Source organism: Nocardioides bizhenqiangii, from assembly GCF_034661235.1.
GTDB lineage: Bacteria > Actinomycetota > Actinomycetes > Propionibacteriales > Nocardioidaceae > Nocardioides > Nocardioides bizhenqiangii.
Genome location: NZ_CP141059.1, coordinates 3,431,351 through 3,451,733, shown reverse-complemented (window position 1 = coordinate 3,451,733; position 20,383 = coordinate 3,431,351). Strand labels below are relative to the sequence as shown.

Annotated in this window: 18 protein-coding genes; 16 read left to right on the top strand and 2 right to left on the bottom strand. The window is 71.9% G+C overall.

All coding sequences use genetic code 11. From position 1 onward, the window contains the following. Nucleotides 1-7: 7 nt before the first annotated feature. From SHK19_RS16790 to SHK19_RS16765, 6 genes are all read left to right on the top strand, one after another. On the top strand, nt 8-1,528 hold the full coding sequence (locus SHK19_RS16790) for an ABC transporter ATP-binding protein (RefSeq protein WP_322456427.1): 1,521 nt from the start codon (nt 8-10) through the stop codon (nt 1,526-1,528). Next, nucleotides 1,525-2,742 (top strand): ABC transporter permease, encoded by a 1,218-nt coding sequence (locus tag SHK19_RS16785; protein WP_322936916.1) that lies wholly within the window; start codon nt 1,525-1,527, stop codon nt 2,740-2,742. The genes SHK19_RS16790 and SHK19_RS16785 overlap by 4 nt, the downstream gene beginning before the upstream one ends. Further along, nucleotides 2,739-4,070 (top strand): ABC transporter permease, encoded by a 1,332-nt coding sequence (locus SHK19_RS16780; protein ID WP_322936915.1) that lies wholly within the window; start codon nt 2,739-2,741, stop codon nt 4,068-4,070. Before SHK19_RS16785 ends, SHK19_RS16780 begins: the two co-directional genes overlap by 4 nt. A 10-nt stretch (nt 4,071-4,080) precedes the next feature. Next, nucleotides 4,081-4,467 carry a cytidine deaminase gene (locus SHK19_RS16775; protein ID WP_322456430.1) on the top strand — a complete coding sequence of 129 codons (387 nt, stop codon included), beginning with the start codon at nt 4,081-4,083 and terminating at the stop codon, nt 4,465-4,467. A gap of 25 nt (nt 4,468-4,492) precedes the next feature. Next, on the top strand, nt 4,493-5,779 hold the full coding sequence (locus SHK19_RS16770; protein ID WP_322456431.1) for a thymidine phosphorylase: 1,287 nt from the start codon (nt 4,493-4,495) through the stop codon (nt 5,777-5,779). 126 nt (nt 5,780-5,905) lie between these two features. Further along, nucleotides 5,906-10,468 carry an FtsK/SpoIIIE domain-containing protein gene (locus SHK19_RS16765; RefSeq protein WP_322936914.1) on the top strand — a complete coding sequence of 1,521 codons (4,563 nt, stop codon included), beginning with the start codon at nt 5,906-5,908 and terminating at the stop codon, nt 10,466-10,468. Between the two features lie 55 nt (nt 10,469-10,523). Here the strand turns inward: SHK19_RS16765 and SHK19_RS16760 are convergent, their stop codons facing one another. Then, nucleotides 10,524-10,835 (bottom strand): hypothetical protein, encoded by a 312-nt coding sequence (locus SHK19_RS16760; protein WP_322456433.1) that lies wholly within the window; start codon nt 10,833-10,835, stop codon nt 10,524-10,526. 167 nt (nt 10,836-11,002) lie between these two features. Then, nucleotides 11,003-11,305 carry a WXG100 family type VII secretion target gene (locus tag SHK19_RS16755; RefSeq protein WP_322456434.1) on the bottom strand — a complete coding sequence of 101 codons (303 nt, stop codon included), beginning with the start codon at nt 11,303-11,305 and terminating at the stop codon, nt 11,003-11,005. A gap of 243 nt (nt 11,306-11,548) precedes the next feature. Between SHK19_RS16755 and SHK19_RS16750 the strand changes: the two genes are divergently transcribed. The 10 genes from SHK19_RS16750 to SHK19_RS16705 are packed head-to-tail and all read left to right on the top strand — an operon-like array spanning nt 11,549 to nt 20,383. After that, nucleotides 11,549-12,280 carry an SAF domain-containing protein gene (locus SHK19_RS16750; RefSeq protein WP_322936913.1) on the top strand — a complete coding sequence of 244 codons (732 nt, stop codon included), beginning with the start codon at nt 11,549-11,551 and terminating at the stop codon, nt 12,278-12,280. Further along, nucleotides 12,277-13,056, top strand: a complete 780-nt coding sequence (locus tag SHK19_RS16745) for a hypothetical protein (RefSeq protein ID WP_322936912.1) — start codon at nt 12,277-12,279, stop codon at nt 13,054-13,056. The genes SHK19_RS16750 and SHK19_RS16745 overlap by 4 nt, the downstream gene beginning before the upstream one ends. Nucleotides 13,057-13,062: 6 nt before the next feature. Further along, entirely contained in the window at nt 13,063-14,379 is a 1,317-nt protein-coding gene (locus tag SHK19_RS16740) for a CpaF family protein (protein ID WP_322936911.1), read from the top strand. Next, the gene (locus SHK19_RS16735; RefSeq protein ID WP_322936910.1) at nt 14,376-15,248 is read left to right on the top strand and encodes a type II secretion system F family protein; all 873 of its coding nucleotides are present in this window, start codon (nt 14,376-14,378) and stop codon (nt 15,246-15,248) included. The genes SHK19_RS16740 and SHK19_RS16735 overlap by 4 nt, the downstream gene beginning before the upstream one ends. Next, nucleotides 15,245-16,162 (top strand): type II secretion system F family protein, encoded by a 918-nt coding sequence (locus SHK19_RS16730; RefSeq protein ID WP_322936909.1) that lies wholly within the window; start codon nt 15,245-15,247, stop codon nt 16,160-16,162. The genes SHK19_RS16735 and SHK19_RS16730 overlap by 4 nt, the downstream gene beginning before the upstream one ends. A 55-nt stretch (nt 16,163-16,217) precedes the next feature. Next, nucleotides 16,218-16,406 (top strand): hypothetical protein, encoded by a 189-nt coding sequence (locus tag SHK19_RS16725; RefSeq protein ID WP_322456440.1) that lies wholly within the window; start codon nt 16,218-16,220, stop codon nt 16,404-16,406. A 14-nt stretch (nt 16,407-16,420) separates the two neighbouring features. Next, the gene (locus tag SHK19_RS16720; RefSeq protein WP_322936908.1) at nt 16,421-16,825 is read left to right on the top strand and encodes a TadE/TadG family type IV pilus assembly protein; all 405 of its coding nucleotides are present in this window, start codon (nt 16,421-16,423) and stop codon (nt 16,823-16,825) included. Further along, nucleotides 16,822-17,232, top strand: coding sequence for a TadE/TadG family type IV pilus assembly protein (locus SHK19_RS16715; RefSeq protein WP_322936907.1), 411 nt, complete (start codon nt 16,822-16,824; stop codon nt 17,230-17,232). The genes SHK19_RS16720 and SHK19_RS16715 overlap by 4 nt, the downstream gene beginning before the upstream one ends. Beyond that, the gene (locus SHK19_RS16710; RefSeq protein ID WP_322936906.1) at nt 17,229-17,642 is read left to right on the top strand and encodes a hypothetical protein; all 414 of its coding nucleotides are present in this window, start codon (nt 17,229-17,231) and stop codon (nt 17,640-17,642) included. Before SHK19_RS16715 ends, SHK19_RS16710 begins: the two co-directional genes overlap by 4 nt. Next, entirely contained in the window at nt 17,639-20,383 is a 2,745-nt protein-coding gene (locus SHK19_RS16705; protein ID WP_322936905.1) for a hypothetical protein, read from the top strand. Before SHK19_RS16710 ends, SHK19_RS16705 begins: the two co-directional genes overlap by 4 nt.

Here is a 20,383-nt window from a genome sequence, read left to right as displayed (position 1 = left end):
GGACCCCATGCGCCTCGAGATCAAGGGCCTGACCAAGAAGTTCGGCTCGTTCACCGCCAACGACCGCATCGACCTGGTGGTCGAGCCGGGCGAGATCCATTGCCTCCTCGGCGAGAACGGCGCCGGCAAGTCGACGCTGATGAACATGCTCTACGGCCTGCTCACGCCGACCGAGGGCGAGATCCTCCTCGACGGCAAGCCGGTCAGCTTCGACGGACCGGGCGACGCCCTCGCTGCCGGCGTCGGCATGGTCCACCAGCACTTCATGCTGGTCCCCGTCTTCACGGTGACCGAGAACGTCATGCTCGGCCACGAGCAGACCTACGGGCCCGGCGTCCTCAACCGCCGCGCCGCCCGCAAGCAGGTGCAGGACCTGTCTGACCGCTACCGGCTCCACGTGAACCCGGACGCGCTGATCGAGGACATCCCGGTCGGCGTGCAGCAGCGCGTCGAGATCATCAAGGCCCTGGCCAGCCACGCCAAGATCCTGATCCTCGACGAGCCCACCGCGGTCCTGACACCGCAGGAGATCGACGAGCTGATGGCGATCATGCGCGAGCTCAAGGCGCAGGGCACCTCGATCATCTTCATCACCCACAAGCTCCGCGAGGTCAAGGCGATCGGCGACCGGATCAGCGTGATCCGGCGCGGCAAGGTCGTCGGCACCGCCGAGCCGTCCGCCAGCGAGGCCGAGCTGGCCGAGATGATGGTCGGCCGCAGCGTCTCGCTCGTCGTCGACAAGGAACCGGCCACGCCGGGGGCCCCGGTGCTGAAGGCCGACGGCATCACCGTGATCGACCCCCGGGGCCACGTCGTCGTCAAGGACGTGTCGTTCGAGGCGCGGGCGGGCGAGGTGCTCGGCATCGCCGGGGTCCAGGGCAACGGACAGACCGAGCTGATCAAGTCCCTGCTCGGGCTGGTCCGGCCGGACGCTGGCCGGATCGAGCTCGACGGCAAGGACATCAGCCGGCACGGTCCTCGGCAGAGCCTCGAGGACGGCATCGGCTACATCCCCGAGGACCGCTCGCACGACGGGTTCGTCGGTGCGTTCAGCGTCCGCGAGAACCTTGTGCTCGACCTCTACCGGTCGGACGAGTTCTCCAAGGGGCCGGCACTCAGGCTCGACACGATCGCCGCGAACGCGAAGCACCGGATCGACGAGTTCGACATCCGCACCGAGTCGGCGGAGTCGCCGGTGGCCTCGCTCTCCGGCGGCAACCAACAGAAGGTCGTCGTGGCGCGGGAGTTCTCCCGTCCGCTGAAGGTGCTGATCGCCTCGCAGCCGACGCGCGGCGTGGACGTCGGTTCCATCGAGTTCATCCACAAGCGGATCATCTCCGAGCGCGACAAGGGCACCGCGGTGGTCATCGTGTCGACCGAGCTCGAGGAGATCTACGCGCTGGCCGACCGGATCGCGGTGATGTACGACGGTCGGATCGTGGCGACCGTGACACCCGACATCCCGCGCGAGCAGCTCGGCCTGCTGATGGCGGGTGCCGTTCCCGAGGGGACGGAGGTGGCGTCATGACCGCGATGTCTCCCGCCCCCGAGGCGATCGTCCCGGAGCCCGAGGCCGGCGAGCCGAAGGCTCGCGACCTCCGTTCCTGGCTGCCGACCGTCCGCGACACCGTCGTGGCGATCGTGCTGGCGCTGGCGGTCGGTGCGTTCCTCATCGCCATCTCCGACGACGACGTCATCGAGGCGATCGGCAACCTCTTCAGCAACCCCGGCTCGTTCTTCGTCTACGCCGGCGACATCCTGCGCTACTCCGTCCGCGCGGTGTGGGACGCCTACAGCGCCCTGGTCGACGGAGCCGTCGGCTCCGGCTCGTCGCTGCAGCGGACGCTGGAGCGGTCGGCTCCGCTGATCTGCGCCGGACTCGGTGTCACCATCGCCTTCCGCGCCGGCCTGTTCAACATCGGCGCGACCGGCCAGATGCTCGTCGGTGCGCTTGCCGCCGGGTACGTCGGCTTCACCTACGACCTGCCGCCGGGGATCCACCTGCTCGCTGCCATCGCCGCGGGTCTGGTCGCGTCCGCGATCTGGGGCGGCATCGTCGGCGTGCTCAAGGCTCAGACCGGCGCCCACGAGGTGATCACCACGATCATGCTCAACCAGGTCGCCCGGTTCACGGTCCTCTACTTCCTGGCCAAGGAAGCGTTCCAGCGCCCGGGGAGCGACAACCTCCTGAGCCCGCCGGTCGCCGACAACGCGACCTACCCCACGCTGTTCGGGCTCCACCTCGGCATCCCGGTGGCCCTGCTCGCCGCCGTCGGTGTCTGGTGGCTGCTGGAGCGCAGCCGGCTCGGCTTCGAGATGCGGGCCGTCGGCGCCAGCCCTGAGGCGTCGCGGACGGCGGGGATGAGCATCGCCAAGGTGTACATCGCGACGATGGCGATCGCCGGCCTGCTCTCCGGGCTCGCCATCACGATGACCCTGCTCGGTCTCCAGCAGTCGGTCACCGACCAGGTCGTCGGCTCGGTCGGCTTCGACGCCATCACGGTGGCCCTGCTCGGGCGCGCGACCCCGTTCGGCACGGTCCTCGCCGGTCTGCTCTTCGGCGCCCTGTCCGCGGGCGGACTCGGGATGCAGACGTCGGCCGGGGTGCCCCCCGAGCTGATCCAGGTCGTGCAGGCGCTGATCGTGCTGTTCGTCGCCGCCCCCGCGCTGATCCGTGGTCTCGGCAGGTTCCGGCGGCGCCGGAAGCCTGCGACCGCCGAGCCGAAGGGAGCAGCGGCATGACCGACGTGCTCGAGACTCCTGCTCCCGCCGCCGCAGAGCCGCAGATCCGCGACCGTGCCGACGTACGCCGCCAGATCAAGCTGGTCGTCGTGCTCGCGCTGGTGCTGCTCGCCGAGATCTGGTTCAAGCTGAAGATCGACGACCCGACCGTGTCGCACCTGTTCAAGGGGCCGCGGACCAAGGACAACCCGCCGGTGGAGTTCGACGGCAGCGTCGTCTCGTGGGTAGCCGTCGCGCTGACGGCCGCCGCGCTGTTGCTCGCCATCGTCAACCGCTACCCCCGTGGCTGGGTCGGTGTCCTCATCGCGGTCGTCATCGGCATCGGTTTCTACGGCGCGTTCCTCATGTGGGCGTACGCGGACCCGACCGGCGCATTCGCACCCGCGATGACCAACCCGATCCCGGGGACGATCAGGATCGCGACGGCGCTGGTGTTCGGTGCGCTCGCGGGCGTGCTCTGCGAGCGTTCGGGCGTCGTCAACATCGCGATCGAGGGCCAGTTCATCGTCGGCGCGTTCTTCGGGTCGGTGTTCTCCAGCTTCGCAGTCGCGTCGATCGCGGCGATCCCGTTGTTCTGGTGCCCGGTCTTCGGTCTCCTCGGCGGCATCCTCGCCGGCGTGGGAGTGGCCGCGATGCTCGCGTTCTTCTCGCTGCGCTACTACGTCGACCAGGTCGTGGTGGGCGTCGTCCTCGTGGCCTTCGGCTACGGCATCACCAGCTTCCTGCTGGGCCAGATCCCCGACGACCGGGAGGAGCAGTTCAACAACCCGGGGCTGCTCGAGGCGGTCGAGATCCCGGTTCTCGTCGACATCCCCTACATCGGCACTGCGCTCTTCGGCCAGAACCTGCTCGTCTACATCGCCTACGTGTCGGTCCCGGCGGTGTGGTTCCTCCTGTTCCAGACCCGGTGGGGCCTCCGGGTGCGCTCGGTGGGAGAGCACCCCAAGGCGGCAGACACGGTCGGCATCGACCCGATCCGCACCCGCTGGCAGGCCGTGCTCCTGGGTGGAGTGTTCGCCGGTCTCGGGGGTGCCTCGTTCACGCTCAGCACCGGAGCCTTCGACAAGGAGATGACCGCCGGGCTCGGCTTCATCTCGCTCGCCGCGGTCATCATGGGGCGCTGGCACCCGGTCTACGCGGCGCTCGCGGCGGTGATGTTCGGCTTCCTCCGCAACCTGCGGGACCAGCTGAGCATCCTCGACGAGAAGGTGCCGGGCGACCTGCTCGCCGCGCTGCCCTACATCGCGACGATCATCGCCGTCGCCGGGTTCGTCGGCCGGGTGCGAGCGCCCGCCGCGGACGGCCAGCACTACCGGAAGTCGGACTGAGGACCCCGAGATGAGTGTCGACTGGCCTGCCCTGCAGCAGGCGGCGACCGAGGTGTCCGCGCGGGCCTACGCGCCGTACTCACACTTCCACGTCGGCGCCGCCGGCCTCGCCGACGACGGCCGGCTGCTGGTGGGGTGCAACGTCGAGAACGCCGGGTACGGCGTCACCCTGTGCGCCGAGTGCGGTCTGGTGTCGCAGCTGCACGCCACGGGTGGCGGCCGGCTGACCCACGTGGTGTGCGTGAACGGCTCGGGCGAGGTGATCATGCCGTGCGGCCGCTGTCGGCAGATCCTCTACGAAGCGGGCGGGCCCGGCCTCGAGCTGCTGACGCCCGAGGGTGTGCGGACGATGGAGCAGATGCTGCCCCTCGCGTTCGGCCCCGACGACCTGGCCTGATGATGCGGCCTGATAGGAACGCCCGATGAGTTCGCACGACGCCGTCGAGATCATCTCCGCCAAGCGGGACCGCGGAGCCCTCAGCCGCAGCCAGATCGAGTGGGTGGTCGACGCCTACACCAAGGGCGACGTCGCCGACGAGCAGATGTCGGCACTCGCGATGGCGATCCTCCTCAACGGCATGGACCGCCGCGAGATCGCCGACTGGACCGCGGCGATGATCGCGTCGGGGGAGCGGATGGACTTCTCCGCGCTGTCCCGCGCGACGGCGGACAAGCACTCGACTGGTGGCGTGGGCGACAAGATCACGCTGCCGCTGGCCCCGCTCGTGGCGGCCTGCGGCGTCGCCGTGCCTCAGCTCTCGGGCCGCGGCCTGGGGCACACAGGCGGCACCCTCGACAAGCTCGAGTCCATCCCGGGCTGGCGGGCGACGCTCTCCAACGAGGAGATGCTCGCGCAGCTGGAGTCCGTCGGCGCGGTGATCTGCGCGGCGGGCGACGGCCTCGCGCCCGCGGACCGCAAGCTCTACGCGCTGCGCGACGTGACCGGGACCGTCGAGGCGATCCCGCTGATCGCGTCGTCGATCATGAGCAAGAAGATCGCCGAGGGCACCGGCGCCCTGGTGCTCGACGTGAAGGTCGGCAGCGGGGCGTTCATGAAGGACGCCGACCGGGCGCGAGAGCTCGCCGAGGTGATGGTCGCCCTCGGCACCGACGCCGGCCTGCGCACCGTGGCCCTGCTGACCGACATGGACGTGCCGCTCGGTCGCACCGCGGGCAACGCGATCGAGGTCACCGAGTCGGTCGAGGTGCTCGCCGGCGGCGGCCCCGCCGACGTGGTCGAGCTGACCCTCGCCCTCGCCCGCGAGATGCTCACCGCCGCGGGTGTCACGGACGTCGACCCCGCCGACCGGCTCGCCGACGGCTCCGCGATGGACGCCTGGAAGGCGATGATCCGCGCCCAGGGCGGCGACCCCGACGCCCCGCTGCCCACGGCCCGTGAGTCGCACGACGTGACCGCCGACGCCGACGGAGTCCTGACCCGGCTGGACGCCCTCGCCGTCGGGGTCGCCGCGTGGCGGCTCGGAGCGGGCCGGGCACGCAAGGAGGACCCGGTCCAGGCCGGGGCCGGCGTCGTGTGGCACGCCCGGCCGGGTGACCCGGTCACCGCCGGACAGCCGATCCTCACCCTCCTCACCGACACCCCGGAGCGCTTCGAGCGGGCACTCGCCGCTCTCGACGGTGGCTACCGCATCGACCCGCCCGGGACGGCGTACGACCCTCGGCCGCTGATCATCGACCGCGTCGACTGAGCCGGCCCTCCGACGCCGGACGTGTCAGCCGGGTGAGGACCGGGTAGGTCCGATGTTGCCTACGATGGCGGGCGCAGCCCGCTCGGGCGGACGGAAGGACTCTCGGTGCGATTCAGTCTCAGCGTCGTGAACGGCGCCACCGGCGTGCGCCGCGACGTCCTCGTCGACGCCGCACCCGAGACCGAGGTCGCCGAGCTGCTGCCACCGCTCCTCGACGCGACCGACGGGGAGATGCACCCCGGCTTCGCCAAGCAGGTCGCCGTCTGGGTCGACGGGCAGCCGGTCGGGAAGGACCAGAGTCTCCGCGCCGCGCGCCTGCAACCCGGCTCGGTGGTCGCTCTCCACGAGCCCGACGGGTACGACGCCGCGCTGCCGCGCGGGGTCGTGGAGGTGCGCGTCGTCTCCGGTCCCGGCGCGGGCCGGATCCACCGGTTCGGTATCGGCGAGCACCAGATCGGGAACGGCGCGCCCGGCATGTCGCTGCCGGACCTGTTCCTGCCGACCGACGCGCTCGTCATCCGGGTGACCGCCGACGCCGACGTCGAGATCGTCGAGCGCAGTCGCGCCGTACGGCTCGACGGCCGCGACCCCGCCGAGCCCGACCCCGAGCACGACGAGGAGGATGCCGCCGCGGTCGACCTCCTCCCCGTCGAGGCGCTGACCCGACGCGAGCGCAAGCGCCGCAGGAAGAAGCAGCGCCGCGACCGCAAGGCGGAGCGCAGGGCCGAGAAACGGGAGGCCCGCGCCCTGCGCAAGGGGCGTTCGCTGGAGGAGGAGGCAGCGGAGGAGCTCGGCGACGTCGCTTGGCCCGAGGGCGCCGATCTGCGCATCGGCGAGACACTGCTCCAGTGGCACCGGGTCTGGGCGCCCGACGCCGACGCCGGCCGCAGCGACGAGGTGCTCGGCATCGACTTCAACCGGCCGCCGCGGCTGCTGCCACCGGAGCGCGAGAGCTCGTTCGTGCTGCCGGGGGAGCCGGTCAAGCCGCGCCGACAGACGATCCCGTGGCCGATCGTGTTCGCGCCGATGCTGATGGCGGTGCCGATGTGCCTGCTCTTCGGGAGCTGGCGGTTCATGCTGTTCGGCCTGATGTCGCCCGTGCTCGCGCTCTTCAACTTCGTGGCCCAGCGCAAGGGCGCGGCTGTCGAGTACCGCCAGCAGATGATCGAGTTCCGCGAGGACACGATCTCCGTCCGGCGCCGGCTGGCGCGGGCCCAGCGGCTGTTCCGCGAGGACCTCCGCCGCGACCGTCCCGACCCGGCCCGGGTGCTGCTGGACGCGGTCGGCCCCGGGCAGCAGCTCTGGATGCGGCGCCGCGCGGATCCCGACTACCTCGAGCTCCGGCTCGGCGTCGCGGACCGGCCGTCGCCGATCAGGGTCGTCGACCGCTCCCGGAAGGAGTCCGAGGAGCCGCCGGAGCCCGAGACGCTGGGCGACGTGCCCGTCTCGATCTCGATCCGCGACCTCGGCGTGATCGGCATCTGCTGCGACGGCGGCGGCGTCGACGCACTCGCCCGGTGGCTGGTCGGCCAGGCCGCGGTGCTGCACGCGCCCGGCGACCTCGACCTCGTGGTCCTCACCAACGCGGAGCGCGAGCAGCAGTGGGGCTGGACCCGGTGGCTGCCGCACTGCCGGCGCCCCGGCGAGCCGGTCGCCGCCGTCCTGGGCACCGAGCAGCAGTCCGTGTCGCGACGGCTGGCCGAGCTCGGCCAGCTGATCGCCGACCGGTCGCCGGAGGACCGGCGGGTCGGCCTTCCCGGCGACGCAACCCCCCGCCCGGACGTGCTGGTCGTGGTCGACGGCGCCCGGCGACTGCGCGCGCTGCCCGGCCTGGTGACGCTGCTGCGCGAAGGACCGGCCGTCGGCGTGAAGGTGATCTGCCTCGACGAGGACGTGCGGCTGCTCCCGGAGGAGTGCCGCGCCGTGCTCGACGTGCAGGAGGGTCTCGTCGAGCTGCGACGCACCGGGTCCGAGGCGGTCGCCCGGATCCGTCCGGACCTGGTCGAGGCGGCGTGGGCGACCCGCATCGGGAGGGCCCTCGCCCCGGTGCGCGACACCACACCGACGGTCGAGGTGTCCGGGCTGCCGGCCTCGGCGCGGCTGCTGGAGTGCATCGCCCTCGAGCACCCGACGCCGGACGGGGTGGCGCGCCGTTGGGGGCCGGAGGCGCGCACCGACGTCGTCATCGGCGAAGGCTTCGACGGGCCGTTCCGGCTCGACATCCGCAAGGACGGGCCGCACGCTCTCATCGCCGGTACGACGGGCTCCGGAAAGTCCGAGCTCCTCCAGACCATCGTGGCCTCGCTGGCCGTCGCCAACAGTCCGGAGCAGCTGACGTTCGTGCTCGTCGACTACAAGGGCGGGTCGGCGTTCAAGGACTGCGCCCGACTGCCCCACACGGTCGGCATGGTGACCGACCTCGACACGCACCTGGTCAGCCGGGCACTGACCTCGCTCGGCGCCGAGCTCAAGCGCCGCGAGCACCTGCTCGCCGTACCGGGAGCCAAGGACCTCGAGGACTACTGGGCGTTGCAACGGCGCGACCCGGGGCTGCCGCCGATCCCGCGGCTGGCGATCGTGATCGACGAGTTCGCCAGCCTCAAGGCCGAGCTGCCCGACTTCGTGACCGGCCTGGTGACCATCGCCCAGCGCGGCCGGTCGCTGGGCATCCACCTGGTCCTCGCCACCCAGCGGCCGTCGGGCGTGATCTCCAACGACATCCGGGCCAACACCAACCTGCGGATCGCGTTGCGGGTGACCGACGAGTCGGAGTCCAAGGACGTCATCGACGCCGGTGACTCCGCGACCATCCGTCCCGACCAGCCCGGCCGCGGCTACGCCCGGCTCGGCCACTCCTCGCTGCTCCCGTTCCAGGCCGGCCGCGTCGGCGGCGCCCGCCCGGACACCAAGCCGGTCGAGGACGTCGTGCGCGAGCCACCGCTCGTGTGGCCGGTCGGTTGGGACCTGGTCGGCCACCCCGCGCCGGGCCGGCCCAAGGAGGAGGGGAGCCAGACCGACGAGGGCGAGACGGACCTGTCCGTGCTGGTCGAGGCGATCACCGGCGCCGCCGAGCTGCGCGGCGTCGGCCCCCAGCACTCGCCGTGGCTGCCGGAGCTCCCGGCGCCGGTCACCCTGGCCGCGCTGCGCGACCTCGTCGCCGCCAAGCCCGACCCCGATCGGGTCGTCGGGTGGTCGGCGCCGTGGGTGCTGGAGGACCACCCCGCGGACCAGGCACAGCGTCCCCGCGAGTTCACCCTCGGCACCTCCGGGCACCTCTACATCGCCGGCGGAGCCAGGTCCGGGCGGTCGACCGCGCTGCGCACCATCGCCGTCGGCCTAGCCGAGGTCACCCGATCGCGCGACCTGCACCTCTACGGCCTCGACTGCGGCAACGGCGCGCTGCTGCCGCTCACCGCGCTGCCGCAGACCGGTGCCGTCGTGCAGCGCACCGAGGTGGAGCGGGCGAGCCGGCTGCTGGAGCGGCTCGGCGACGAGGTCAAGCGGCGCCAGGACGTGCTCGGAAGGTCGGGATACGCCGACATCGACGAGCAGCGGCGGGCGGTGCCGGCCGACGAGAGGCTGCCGTACGTCGTACTCCTGCTCGACCGGTGGGAGGGCTTCGTCTCCGACCTGAGCGAGGTCGACGTCGGCCGCCTCAACGACCGCATGCTCGGGCTCCTCCGGGAGGGAGCCAGCGTCGGCATCCACGTCGTGGTGGCCGGCGACCGGTCGCTCCTCTCGGGTCGGGTCGCGTCGCTGGTCGAGGACAAGCTGCTGCTGCGGCTGCCCGACCGCAGCGACTACACGAGCGGTGGCCTGAAGGCCAAGGACGTGCCGGACCACCTGTCCGACGGGCGTGGCCTGTGGGCGGAGTCCGGCATCGAGGCGCAGGTCGCCGTCCTGGGCGACGACACCTCCGGCGCCGCGCAGTCCGCGATGGTGCGCGAGCTCGGGGCGACGCTCACCGCCGCCGAACGAGACGAGGGACCGGCACCGGAGGCGCAGCGCCCGTTCCGGCTGGCGGCGCTGCCGAGCGAGATCGACGCGACGTCGGTGCTCGCCTCCCCGCCGCCGCTGCCGAGTGGTCACATCCCGGTCGGCGTCGGCGGCGACCGGCTCGAGCTCGTGAGCGTGGACGCCGCGAACACCCCGATGCTCGTCGTCGGGCCGCCCTCCAGCGGTCGCACCAACGCGCTGCGGTTCATCTGCCGGTGGGCCCGCGCGGACGGACGTCAGGTCCTCGGGTTCACCCCGAGCGTGAACCTGCTCAGCGACGACCTCGGCGACGACGCGCTGGTCGGGATCGAGCACGCCCAGGACGACGTGATCGAGCGGCTGCGCGCCCTGGGACACGGCTCCGTCGTCCTCATCGACGACGGAGAACGACTCAAGGAGGGCCCGCTCGCCCCGGTGATGGGCGCGGTCGTCCGCCAGGCGCGAGACCGCGGGTTCCACGTGGTCCTCGGCGGAGGGGTCAGCGAGCTCAGCGCCGGGTTCTCCGGCTGGGTGGTCGAGGCCCGGTCGGGCCGAAAGGGCCTGCTGCTGTCACCGCAGGAGCCGTTGCAGGGAGACGTCTTCGGGGGCCGGGTCTCCCGCACGTCGCTGGTGCCGCGCGTGCAGCCCGGCAGGGGAGTGGTCTTCCCCGGCACCGGCGACCAGATCGGGGTCCAGGTCCCGCTGGTGGGCTAGGAGTGCGCTGAACAATCCGGCCGCCGCGCAGCAGGGCGGATTGTTCAGCGGGCTCCTAGGGGCGCGGCGCCGCCGGGCGACCGTTGTAGATGTCCGCCAGCGAGGCACACATCAGGACGAGGATGCTCGCGACGACCGCTGCCTTGCCGTCGGAGGTGCTCTCGGCGCCGATGGCCGCCGCGAGGATCGCGACGCCGGCGACCGCCATTGCTCGGACGTGAAGCCACCCGGTGCGGCGAGGGCCCACGTCGACCGCGACCTGGTCCAGCGGATCCGAGTCGACGTCGAACCCGGCTCGGCGCGCTGCGGTCACGAGAAGCGAGATCGTGTCGATGGCCGGCGCTGCCCTGAGCTCGTCCTCGTCCATGCCCGAGCTCCTCCCAGCGCCAGGGGCGATTTGCAGGTACTAACCCGCGCGACCCGTTGCGGTTACGCCTCGCGCCGGTCTCCGGACGCAGACGCGACGGCCCGGCACTCCCCTCGGAGTGCCGGGCCGTGGTGGTGAAGCGCGGCGTCCTGAGCGCGCCGCCGGTCTCACAGCTTGATGGTGAATGCCTGGTCGACCTCGGAGAAGGCCGAGGACGCCTTGCCGAGGTAGGTCACGAACTCGTCGATGACCGCGAACAGGTCACCGGATTCCTTGTTCCAGCGAGCGAAGATCTCCTGGAACGACGAGCCGGACAGACCCTTGAAGGCGCCGGAGTCGTAGAGGCTCTGGATCTGACCAGTGGTCGTCTGAACCGCGTTCTCCAGCTCGTTCTTGAGATCACCGAGGTTCCTGGCCTGGGCCTCGATGGAACCGTGATCGATGGAGATGCTGCCGTCGGGTCCTGCCATGTCGAACTCCTGTGATTGGTGGAAACGCTGACGGCCTCCGGGTTACCCGCGGTGTGACCCCGCAAACATCCGGACGAAGATCGGCCACCCGGACCGCTTATCATTCGGACTGGCCCGGCCCGCGTTCGACTCCCACGCAACTCTCGAGGTTCGTGACGTGTCATTCGGGGTAGGCGGACCCGCAGTCACATGGGGTCCGTGGACGCGGGCCGCTCGGAATCTCGGACCATCTCGGAGGACGTCGTGAGCAACGACATCAGCGGAACCGTCGCCGATCGTCAGCGCAGCCGCGCAGGCAGGCGGGCCGCGGTTCCCAACCCGGCCGGCCAGATCGCACCACCGCGACAGCGTCGCCCGGCACTTGCCGCGCTGGCGCTCCTGCTGATCGTCGGAGGTGCCCTCGTCGCGGGTCTGCTCGCCGTTCGCATGGACAGCCGGGTGCCGGTGCTGGCGGCCAGCCAGCCCATCGAGCCAGGGATGCAGATCACCGAGGAACACCTCCAGGTGGTGCGGGTCGCCAGCGAGGACATCCCCGTGATCCCTGAGGAGTTCACCGACGAGGTGGTCGGCGCCTACGCCACCACCCGCATCGAGCCGGGCACCCTGCTCACCGAGAACAACGTGTCGAGCGAGGACCCGATCCCCGACGGCCGCGCGATCGTGTCCGTCCCGCTCGTCGGCGAGCTGGCGCCGGCCGCGACGGTCCGGTCCGGTGACCTGGTGCAGGTCGTGCGCGCCACCAGTGCCTCCGGTGGCACCGAGAAGGCCGAGGTCCTCGGCACGGCCTACGTCCTGGAGGTCACCGAACCCGAGACCGACGACCTGGGCTCCAGCACGGACCTCCCGACCGCCAGCCTGCTGGTGCTCGACCAGGTGGCGCTCTCGGTGATCGACGCCGCCGGCGCCGGCGAGGCCGGCCTCGCCATCCTCGACTCCGGCCTGGACCCCGACGTCGACCTCGAGGACGGCCAGTGACCGTCTACGCGTTCGCCTCCGCCAAGGGCTCGCCGGGCGTCTCGACCGCGATCGCGGCGATCGCCGCCAGCTGGCCGGCGCCGGTCGTGCTCGCCGACGTCGACCCCGCCGGGGGCGACGTCATGTGGCGCAACCGCGCGGTCGGAGGCGGCCCGCTCGACCCCGACCGGGGGCTGTTGTCGCTCGGTGCGGCAGTACGACGCGGCGCCGCCGAGGCCGACCTGACCGAGCACCTCCAGCACACGGCGATGGGCGTCGACGTCCTCGTCGGACTCGCCTCGCCCGACCAGCTGTCCGGGCTCGGAGCGGCGTGGGGCCAGCTGCCGGCGGTCTTCGCCCAGCACCGGACGGACGTCCTCGTCGACTGCGGCCGGGTCGTCCCGGGCAGCGCCGCGATGCCGGTCTTCACGGGCGCCGACATCGTCGTGCTCGTCACGCGGGCCGACATCGCGGGCACCGCCCACCTCCGCGAGCGACTGCGCTCTCTCGGGTCGACGCTCGGGATCGGCGGTCCGGGAGGCAAGCCGGTCGGCGTGGTCGTCGTGACCGACTACCGCGACACCCGCAGCGCCGCCGACCTCCAGCAGCTGCTCGACCACGAGCGGCTCGGCGTGACCGTCCTCGGCATCGTCGCCGACGATCCGAAGGCGGCGAAGATCCTGGCCGGTCAGCGCATCGGTCAGCTCCGGAAGACGCTGCTCGGCCGGTCGGCGACCCAGCTGGCCCAGCGGCTGTCCGGCGCCCACCGGGCCTCCGACCTCGCGAGCGGGAGGTAGTCCGGCATGGACCAGAAGCTGGTGCGTGAGCTGCGGGAGCAGGTCGCCGACATCGTCTCGCGGCAGCGACGCGAGGACGCCGACAACCACCTCCCGCCGATGTCGGCGGAGGACGAGCGGCAGTTCGCGCGAGCGGTCATCGGCCGGGTCCTCGACCAGTACGCCCGTGAGGAGGTCCGCGCCGGCCGGACGCCACCGACGCCGGACGAGGAGCAGAACCTCGCCGACGGCATCCACGCCGCCCTGTTCGGCGTCGGCCGGCTCCAGCCGCTGCTCGACGACCCCGAGGTCGAGAACATCGACATCAACGGGTGCGACCAGGTGTTCGTCGGCTACGCCGACGGTCGCGAGGAGCGCGCCGAGCCGGTCGCCGAGTCCGACGACGAGCTGATCGAGCTGGTGCAGACGCTCGGCGCCTACTCCGGCCTCACCAGCCGCCCGTTCGACACCGCCAATCCCCAGCTCGACATCCGGTTGCCCGACGGCTCCCGGCTCTCGGCGGTCATGGGCGTGTGTCCCCGGCCGTCGGTGTCGATCCGGCGGGCCCGGCTGTCCCGCGTGTCGCTCGACACCCTCGTCGACTACGGCACCATGTCGCCCGACCTGGCGGCGTTCCTGTCGGCCGCCGTCCGCGCCCGCAAGAACATCATGATCGCGGGGGCGACGAACGCCGGGAAGACGACGTTGCTGCGGGCACTGGCCAACGAGATCGAGCCGGGCGAGCGCCTGATCACGGTCGAGCGGGCGCTCGAGCTGGGGCTCGGGGAGTTCCCGGACCTCCATCCCAACGTGGTGGCCTTCGAGGAGCGGCTCTCCAACGCCGAGGGCGCCGGCGCGATCACCATGGCCGAGCTGGTGCGGCGCTCGCTGCGCATGAACCCGAGCCGGGTGATCGTGGGCGAGGTGCTCGGCGACGAGATCGTGACCATGCTCAACGCGATGAGCCAGGGCAACGACGGCTCGCTGTCGACGATCCACGCGAACTCGTCCGCAGAGGTGTTCAACCGGATCTGCACCTATGCGATCCAGAGCGCGGAGCGGCTCCCGTCCGACGCGACGATGATGCTGATCGGCGGCGCCATCGACTTCGTCATCTTCATCGAGCGGGTCAACGAGTTCGCCGAGGGCGGGACCCTGCGCCGGATGGTGACGTCGGTCCGCGAGGTCAACGGCGTCGACGGCCGGGTGCTCTCCAGCGAGGTCTTCGCTCGCGGTCGCGACGGGTACGCCGTGCCGGCCGCTGCCGTCTCGTGCCTCGACGAGCTGGAGGCGGTCGGCTACCGGGCGGGTGCGGCGGCGACGTGGGTGGAGCGGGCGGGATGACACTGACACCCACCACCCTCCTCATCGTCCTGCTCGGGGCGATGGTCGGCGCGGGGATCGTGCTGCTGGTGCGGTCGTTGGTCGGCTTCCCCGTCGACGATCGCGTCGCGAAGGGCGGGGGCACGCTCGTCGAGCAGATCCAGGCAGCGGGGCGCCGGGTGCCGTTCGCGGTCGGCGCATTCCTTCTGGTCCTGCTGCTCACCCGGTGGCTCGTCGTCGCGATCGCGTGCGCGCTGCTCGTCCTGTTCTGGGACCGGCTGTTCGGCGGCGCTCGCGAGGCGCGGCAGGGCATCGTCCGGCTGGAGGGGCTCGCCGCCTGGACGGAGTCGCTGCGCGACACCGTCGCCGGCGCGGTCGGGCTGGAGCAGGCCATCCCCGCGACGGCGTACGCCGCGTCGCCCGCGATCCGGGCCGACCTGACCGCGATGGCCGATCGGCTCCGCGTCCGGATGCCGTTGCCGGAAGCGCTCAAGCGGTTCGCCGAGGACGTCGACGACGCCGGTGCCGACCTGATCATCGCAGCGCTGATCCTCAACTCGCGGCTGCGCGGCCCCGGCCTGCGCGACGTGCTCACCTCGCTCGCCCGGTCCGCGCGGCTGGAGCTGGAGATGCGGCAGCGGATCTACGCCAGTCGGGCCTCGACCCGGCGGAGCGTGACCATCGTCGTGGGCATCACGGTCGCCGTCGTCGTCGGCCTGGCGGTCTTCAACCGCGACTACGTCGAGCCGTACTCGTCGCCTGCCGGCCAGGTCGTCCTCGTCCTGATCCTCGGTGTCTTCGCGGCGGGGATCCTCTGGCTCCGCGCGCTCGCGAAGGACGATCTGCCCGGACGGTTCCTCCACTTCCGGCGCTCGGAGGCGGTCCGATGAACCTCACGCTCGTGATGCTGGCCGGTGCCGTCGTGGGATCCGGGATCCTGGTGGCCGTCTGGCTGATCGTCCAGCCGACGACGTCCGGTCCGGTCGCACTGGCGCTGCTGGACGCCCGTCTCGCCCGGGGCCGGCGCGAGACCTTCCTGACCGCCGACCGGCGGCACGCGGAGGAGTCCCCGAAGATGCGCCGCGTCGGGGCGCGGATCGCCGAGCTGCTCGAGAGCCAGGGCGTCCGCCTGCCCGCCCGGCTCGATGCCGACCTCGGCATGGTCGGTCAGTCGCGGGAGATGTTCTTCGCCCGCACGGCCGGCGGCGCGCTGCTGGGTGCGGTGCTGCCGAACGCTGTCCTCATCCCCTTCGCCGTCGGAGGTCTCGTCGGGTTCGCGATCCCGCTCTGGGTGATCCTCATCGGCGCGGTGGTCGGAGCGCTGGTGCCCTACCTCGAGCTCTCCCGGCAGGCCCGTGACCGGCGGCGGGCCTTCCGGCACATGGTGAGCGCCTTCCTCGACCTGGTCGCGATGAACCTCGCCGGCGGGCGGGGCGTCCCGGAAGCGCTGCAGGCCGCGTCGTCCATCAGCGACAGCTGGGGCCTGGTCCGCATCCGCGACGCCCTCGAAGCGGCCCGGCTCCAGGGCATCACGCCGTGGGCGGCGCTCGGGCAGCTCGGCGAGGAGGTCGACGTCGACGAGCTCCGCGACCTCTCGGCCGCGCTCGCCCTCGTCGCCGAGGACGGCGCCAAGGTCCGCGAGTCGCTCAGCGCCCGGGCCGCGTCGATGCGGCACCGCGAGCTGGCCGATGCCGAGGCCCGCTCCGAGGAGCGGTCGCAGTCGATGCTGGTCGCTCAGCTCCTCCTCTGCGTCGGCTTCCTCATCTTCCTCATCTACCCCGCTCTCGCCCGGATCCTGGCTTAAGCCCGGATCAACGGGGAAACCTCACCGCCAACGGTCACGAAAGGACATCTCGGAAATGAGTCCCGAAGTTCACTACCTCTGGATCATGGTGCGCGGCCAGATCGCCCGCGCCAGGAACGACGAGCGGGGGGTCTCCGCCGTGGAGTGGGTCCTCATCACGCTGGCGCTGATCGCCATCGCCGCAGCAGTCACCGCGATCATCACCGATCGCATCGAGGGCAGAGCCAAAGACATCAACCTCTGACATGAACCGCTGACATGAACCCACGTCCTCGCCGGCAGCGCCGGGATGACTCGGGCGTCAGCAGCGTGGAGCTGGTGCTCTACATGCCGCTGCTGATGCTCGTCATCCTGATCGCGGTGCAGTTCTCGCTCGTCTGGTTCGGCAACCAGGCGGCGAGCGCGGTCGCGCGCGAGACCGCGCGCACGGCGCGGGTCTATCCGGAGGACAGGGGGCGGGCGTACGCCGAGGGCTACCAGTACGCCGCGAACATCGGCCAAGGTGTGCTCGAAGACCCCAAGATCACGGTGACCCCGATCGGCGACGGCCGGGTCCGGGTGACGGTGACCGGTCACGCACAGGAGATCGTGCCTGGGCTCGCCCCGGAGGTCAGCCAGACGGTGGAGGGCCCTCTCGAGGAATTCCAGGACGACGCGCCATGACCCGACTCCGGCGGTTCGACGAACGCGGCTCGATGGCGGTCGAGCTGGTGATCCTGGCGCCGATCCTCATGATGTTCGTGATGCTGGTCGTCGCCGGGGGCCGGTACGTCAGCGTCGAGGGCGACATCCAGGCCGCAGCGCGCGACGCGGCCCGGGCTGCGTCGCTCGAGGACAGCCGGGGTGAGGCCGAGCAGGCCGCCTGGTCGACGTATCGCGCCTCGTTGGACGGGTCCGACTGCAACTATGCCTTCCTCAGCCCGGACTACGGGCCGGACGGCACGGTGAGCATCCGACTCACCTGCAAGGTGCCGTACGGCGACCTCGGGCTGCTCGGGCTCCCGGGACATGTCGAGATCGATGCCGAGTCCCACGTCCGGCTCGACCCCTATCGGGAGTACGAAGAATGAGACCCGACAGACACCGCGACGAGCGCGGCACGGCGACGGCCTTCGTCGTCGGCATGTCGATCACCCTGGTGGTCGTCGCCGGCCTCGTCGTCGACGGCGGCGGCGCGCTCAACGCGAAGATGACCCTCGCCGACGACGTCGAGGCCGCCGCGGTCGCAGGCGCGCAGGCGACCGACGAGCTCCGGCTCCGCGATGAAGGCGTACTCGTGATCAACCGGGCCGAAGCCCACGAACGCGCCCTCGCACTGCTGGCTGGGCGAGGTTACGAACGCATCGACATCGACGTGACCGACGAGACCGTGACCGTCACCGCCCACGACACGGTCCCCACCGTGATGCTGAACCTGATCAACATCGATGAGTTCGACATCGAAGCCACCGCAGTCGCGGAAGCAGAGGTCCTTCCATGAACGCCACCGACCAGTCCGGCACCGCGCGCCGCGGGCCCGAGCGCTTCGACGCCCCGGCCGGCGCGGCGAGGAAGAAGTCCTCGCCACTGGCCGTCATCGGAGCACTGCTCGCGCTGGCGGTGCTGTTGGTCGGCGTCCCTGTCGGGCTCTGGATGTGGCAGGGCCCGCCGCCCTATCCGACGAGCCTCCCCTCCCGCGACGACCTGACCCAGCCGCTGACGTTCGACGCGCTGATCGTGGTGCTGCTCGTCGTGGTCTGGCTGGCCTGGCTGCAGTTCGCGGCGTGCGTCGTGGTCGAGGCGGTGTCGCTCCTCCGCGGTGGTGGCCTGCCCCGCCCGGTGCCACTGTCGGGTCGGTCGCAGGCGCTGGCGCGGGCCCTGGTCGGCACCGTCCTCGTCGGCGCCTCGCTCATCGGGAGCTCCGGCGCCGCGTCCGCGGAGGACAGTGGTCGGCCCGTCCACCGCGACCCCACCGTCGCAGTACAGCCCGCGCAGAACACGGCGGACCAGCCGGGCCGGCCGATGCAGCAGCCCACACCCGACGACTTCGTGGCGCCCGCGATCTACACCGAGACCAAGCAGGAGCTCTCCGAGGCGGCCGGCCAGGTCCTCGGTCGCAAGGTCGTGACCGTCAAGCCGCCCGAGGGCCGCTACCACCACAACCTGTGGGACATCGCCGAGGAGCACCTCGGCGACGGCCGACGCTGGAAGGAGATCTTCGAGCTCAACAAGGGCCGCCCGCAGCCTGACGGCGGCGAGCTGGTCATCGGCCGGCTGATCCAGCCCGGCTGGGTGCTGGTGCTGCCGGACGACGCGGTCGGTGCGGACCGGGTGCTCAGCCCGCGCGACGACGACAAGGGAGGTCGCCAGGACCGGGCCCCGGTCGTCGACGGCGCGGAGGAGCAGCGCGAGGACGTCGAGACGGTCGAGGCCAGGTACGACGGTCTCGCGGGCGACCTGCTCGGCGGCGGCCTGCTCGCAGCGACCCTGGCCGGCGCGCTCGCCGCCGAGCGTCGGCGCCGACGCGGCGCCGACCCGTCGACGTCCCAGATCGAGGCCGAGGTCGCGATGCTCGTCGGCGCCGACATCGACCGCGCCGAGCGCGTCGACCGCGCCCTCCGCCGCCTGGTCGTCAGCGCCCGGGCCGAGGGCATCCCGTTGCCGCCCGTCTACGCCGTGACGGTCGACGACGACGAGATCGAGCTCCGCATCGCGCCCGCGGCCACCAACCCGCCGGCACCGTGGATCCCGCTCAAGGAAGGCCGGCGCTGGCGGCTCGACCGCGAGGCCGCGGAGGCGGACCAGGGGCCGGTCGGCAGCGCGCCGTACCCCGGCCTGGTGTGCATCGGCCGTGACGACGACGGCGCCGACGTGCTGATCGACCTCGAGGCGGTCGGTGGCCCGGCGTCGGTCAGCGGCTCGGACGCCGTGGCCCGCGAGGTGGTCTCCGCGCTGGCGGTGCAGCTGGTGACCTCCCCGTGGTCCGACGACCAGGTGGTGCACTCCTACGAGCTGTCGCCCGTCCTTTCCGACATCTCCGACACCAGTTTCACGGTGGTCGACGACCTGGCCGCGTTGGTCACCGGATTCGAGGCCGACCGTCCCGACCGCACCAGCCAGGACGTGCTGTCCGGCCGGATGGGTCGTCAGGCCGACCTGACCCCGCAGTACCTCATGCTCGGCGCGGTCCCCGACGACGCGCTGGTCGACCGGCTGCAGCCGATGATCCGCACCGGCGACCGCGGTCTCGGCGTGGTCGCTGTCGGGAAGCTCCCGGGCACTCGCTGGCACCTCACCGTCGACGAGTCGGGCCACCTGGCGCTGCCGCTGCTCGACATCGCCGTGACCGCCGTACGCCTCACCGAGCGCACGGCTGCCCAGCTGGCCGGGCTGTTCGCCGCGGCGCGCGAGCAGCGGGCGCCCGCGACGGCCGGCGTGCTGACCCCGCGGCCTCCGCGTCCGGGTGACGATGCGCACTGGGCATCCGCCGCGGTCCGGATCGGCGTCCTCGGTCCGCTGGAGACCCGGGTGCCCGGCCAGATGGACGAGGTCCGACTCGGGCTCGCGACCGAGGTCGCGACCTTCCTCGCTCTCCAGACCGCGCCGGTCCACCCGAGCGTGCTCGCCGCCTCGGTGTGGCCGCGGGGCGTCACCCCCGAGGTGCGCGACGCGACGATCGAGCGGGTGCGCGACTGGTTGGGTCATGCGACCGACGGCAGCTATCTGCTGCGCGAGAACGACGAGGGCAGGCTGTTCCTCGCCGACGACGTGGCGGTCGACTGGCACGCGTTCTGCACGCTGGTCCAACGGTCGCTCGGGTCCGCGATCAGGACCGAGATGGAGCTGCTCCGCCGCGCGCTGCAGCTGATCCGCGGGCCGTTCCTCGACCGTCGCGAGCTCGGGCGCTACTCCTGGTTGGCCCGCACCCGCCTGGACACCACGATCGCCGACACCGTGGAGGCGGCGGCGCACCGTCTGGTCGAGCTGTCCACCGACGACCCCGACGGCGCGGCCGCGGCGGCTCGTGCCGGGCTGCGGCTGGTGCCGCACTCGCAGCTGCTGTGGCGTGACCTGCTGCGGACGGAGTACGACGGTCCTGGCGGACCCGGTGTCGTGGCGGCGGTCAACGAGATGTGGGTCGTGCTGTCGGACCGCGGTGCCGAGCTGGAGGCCGAGACGGAGGCGCTGGTCGAGGAGCTGGTGCCCGGCTCGCGCCAGCCGGCCGGGTCGCTGGTCGGCTAG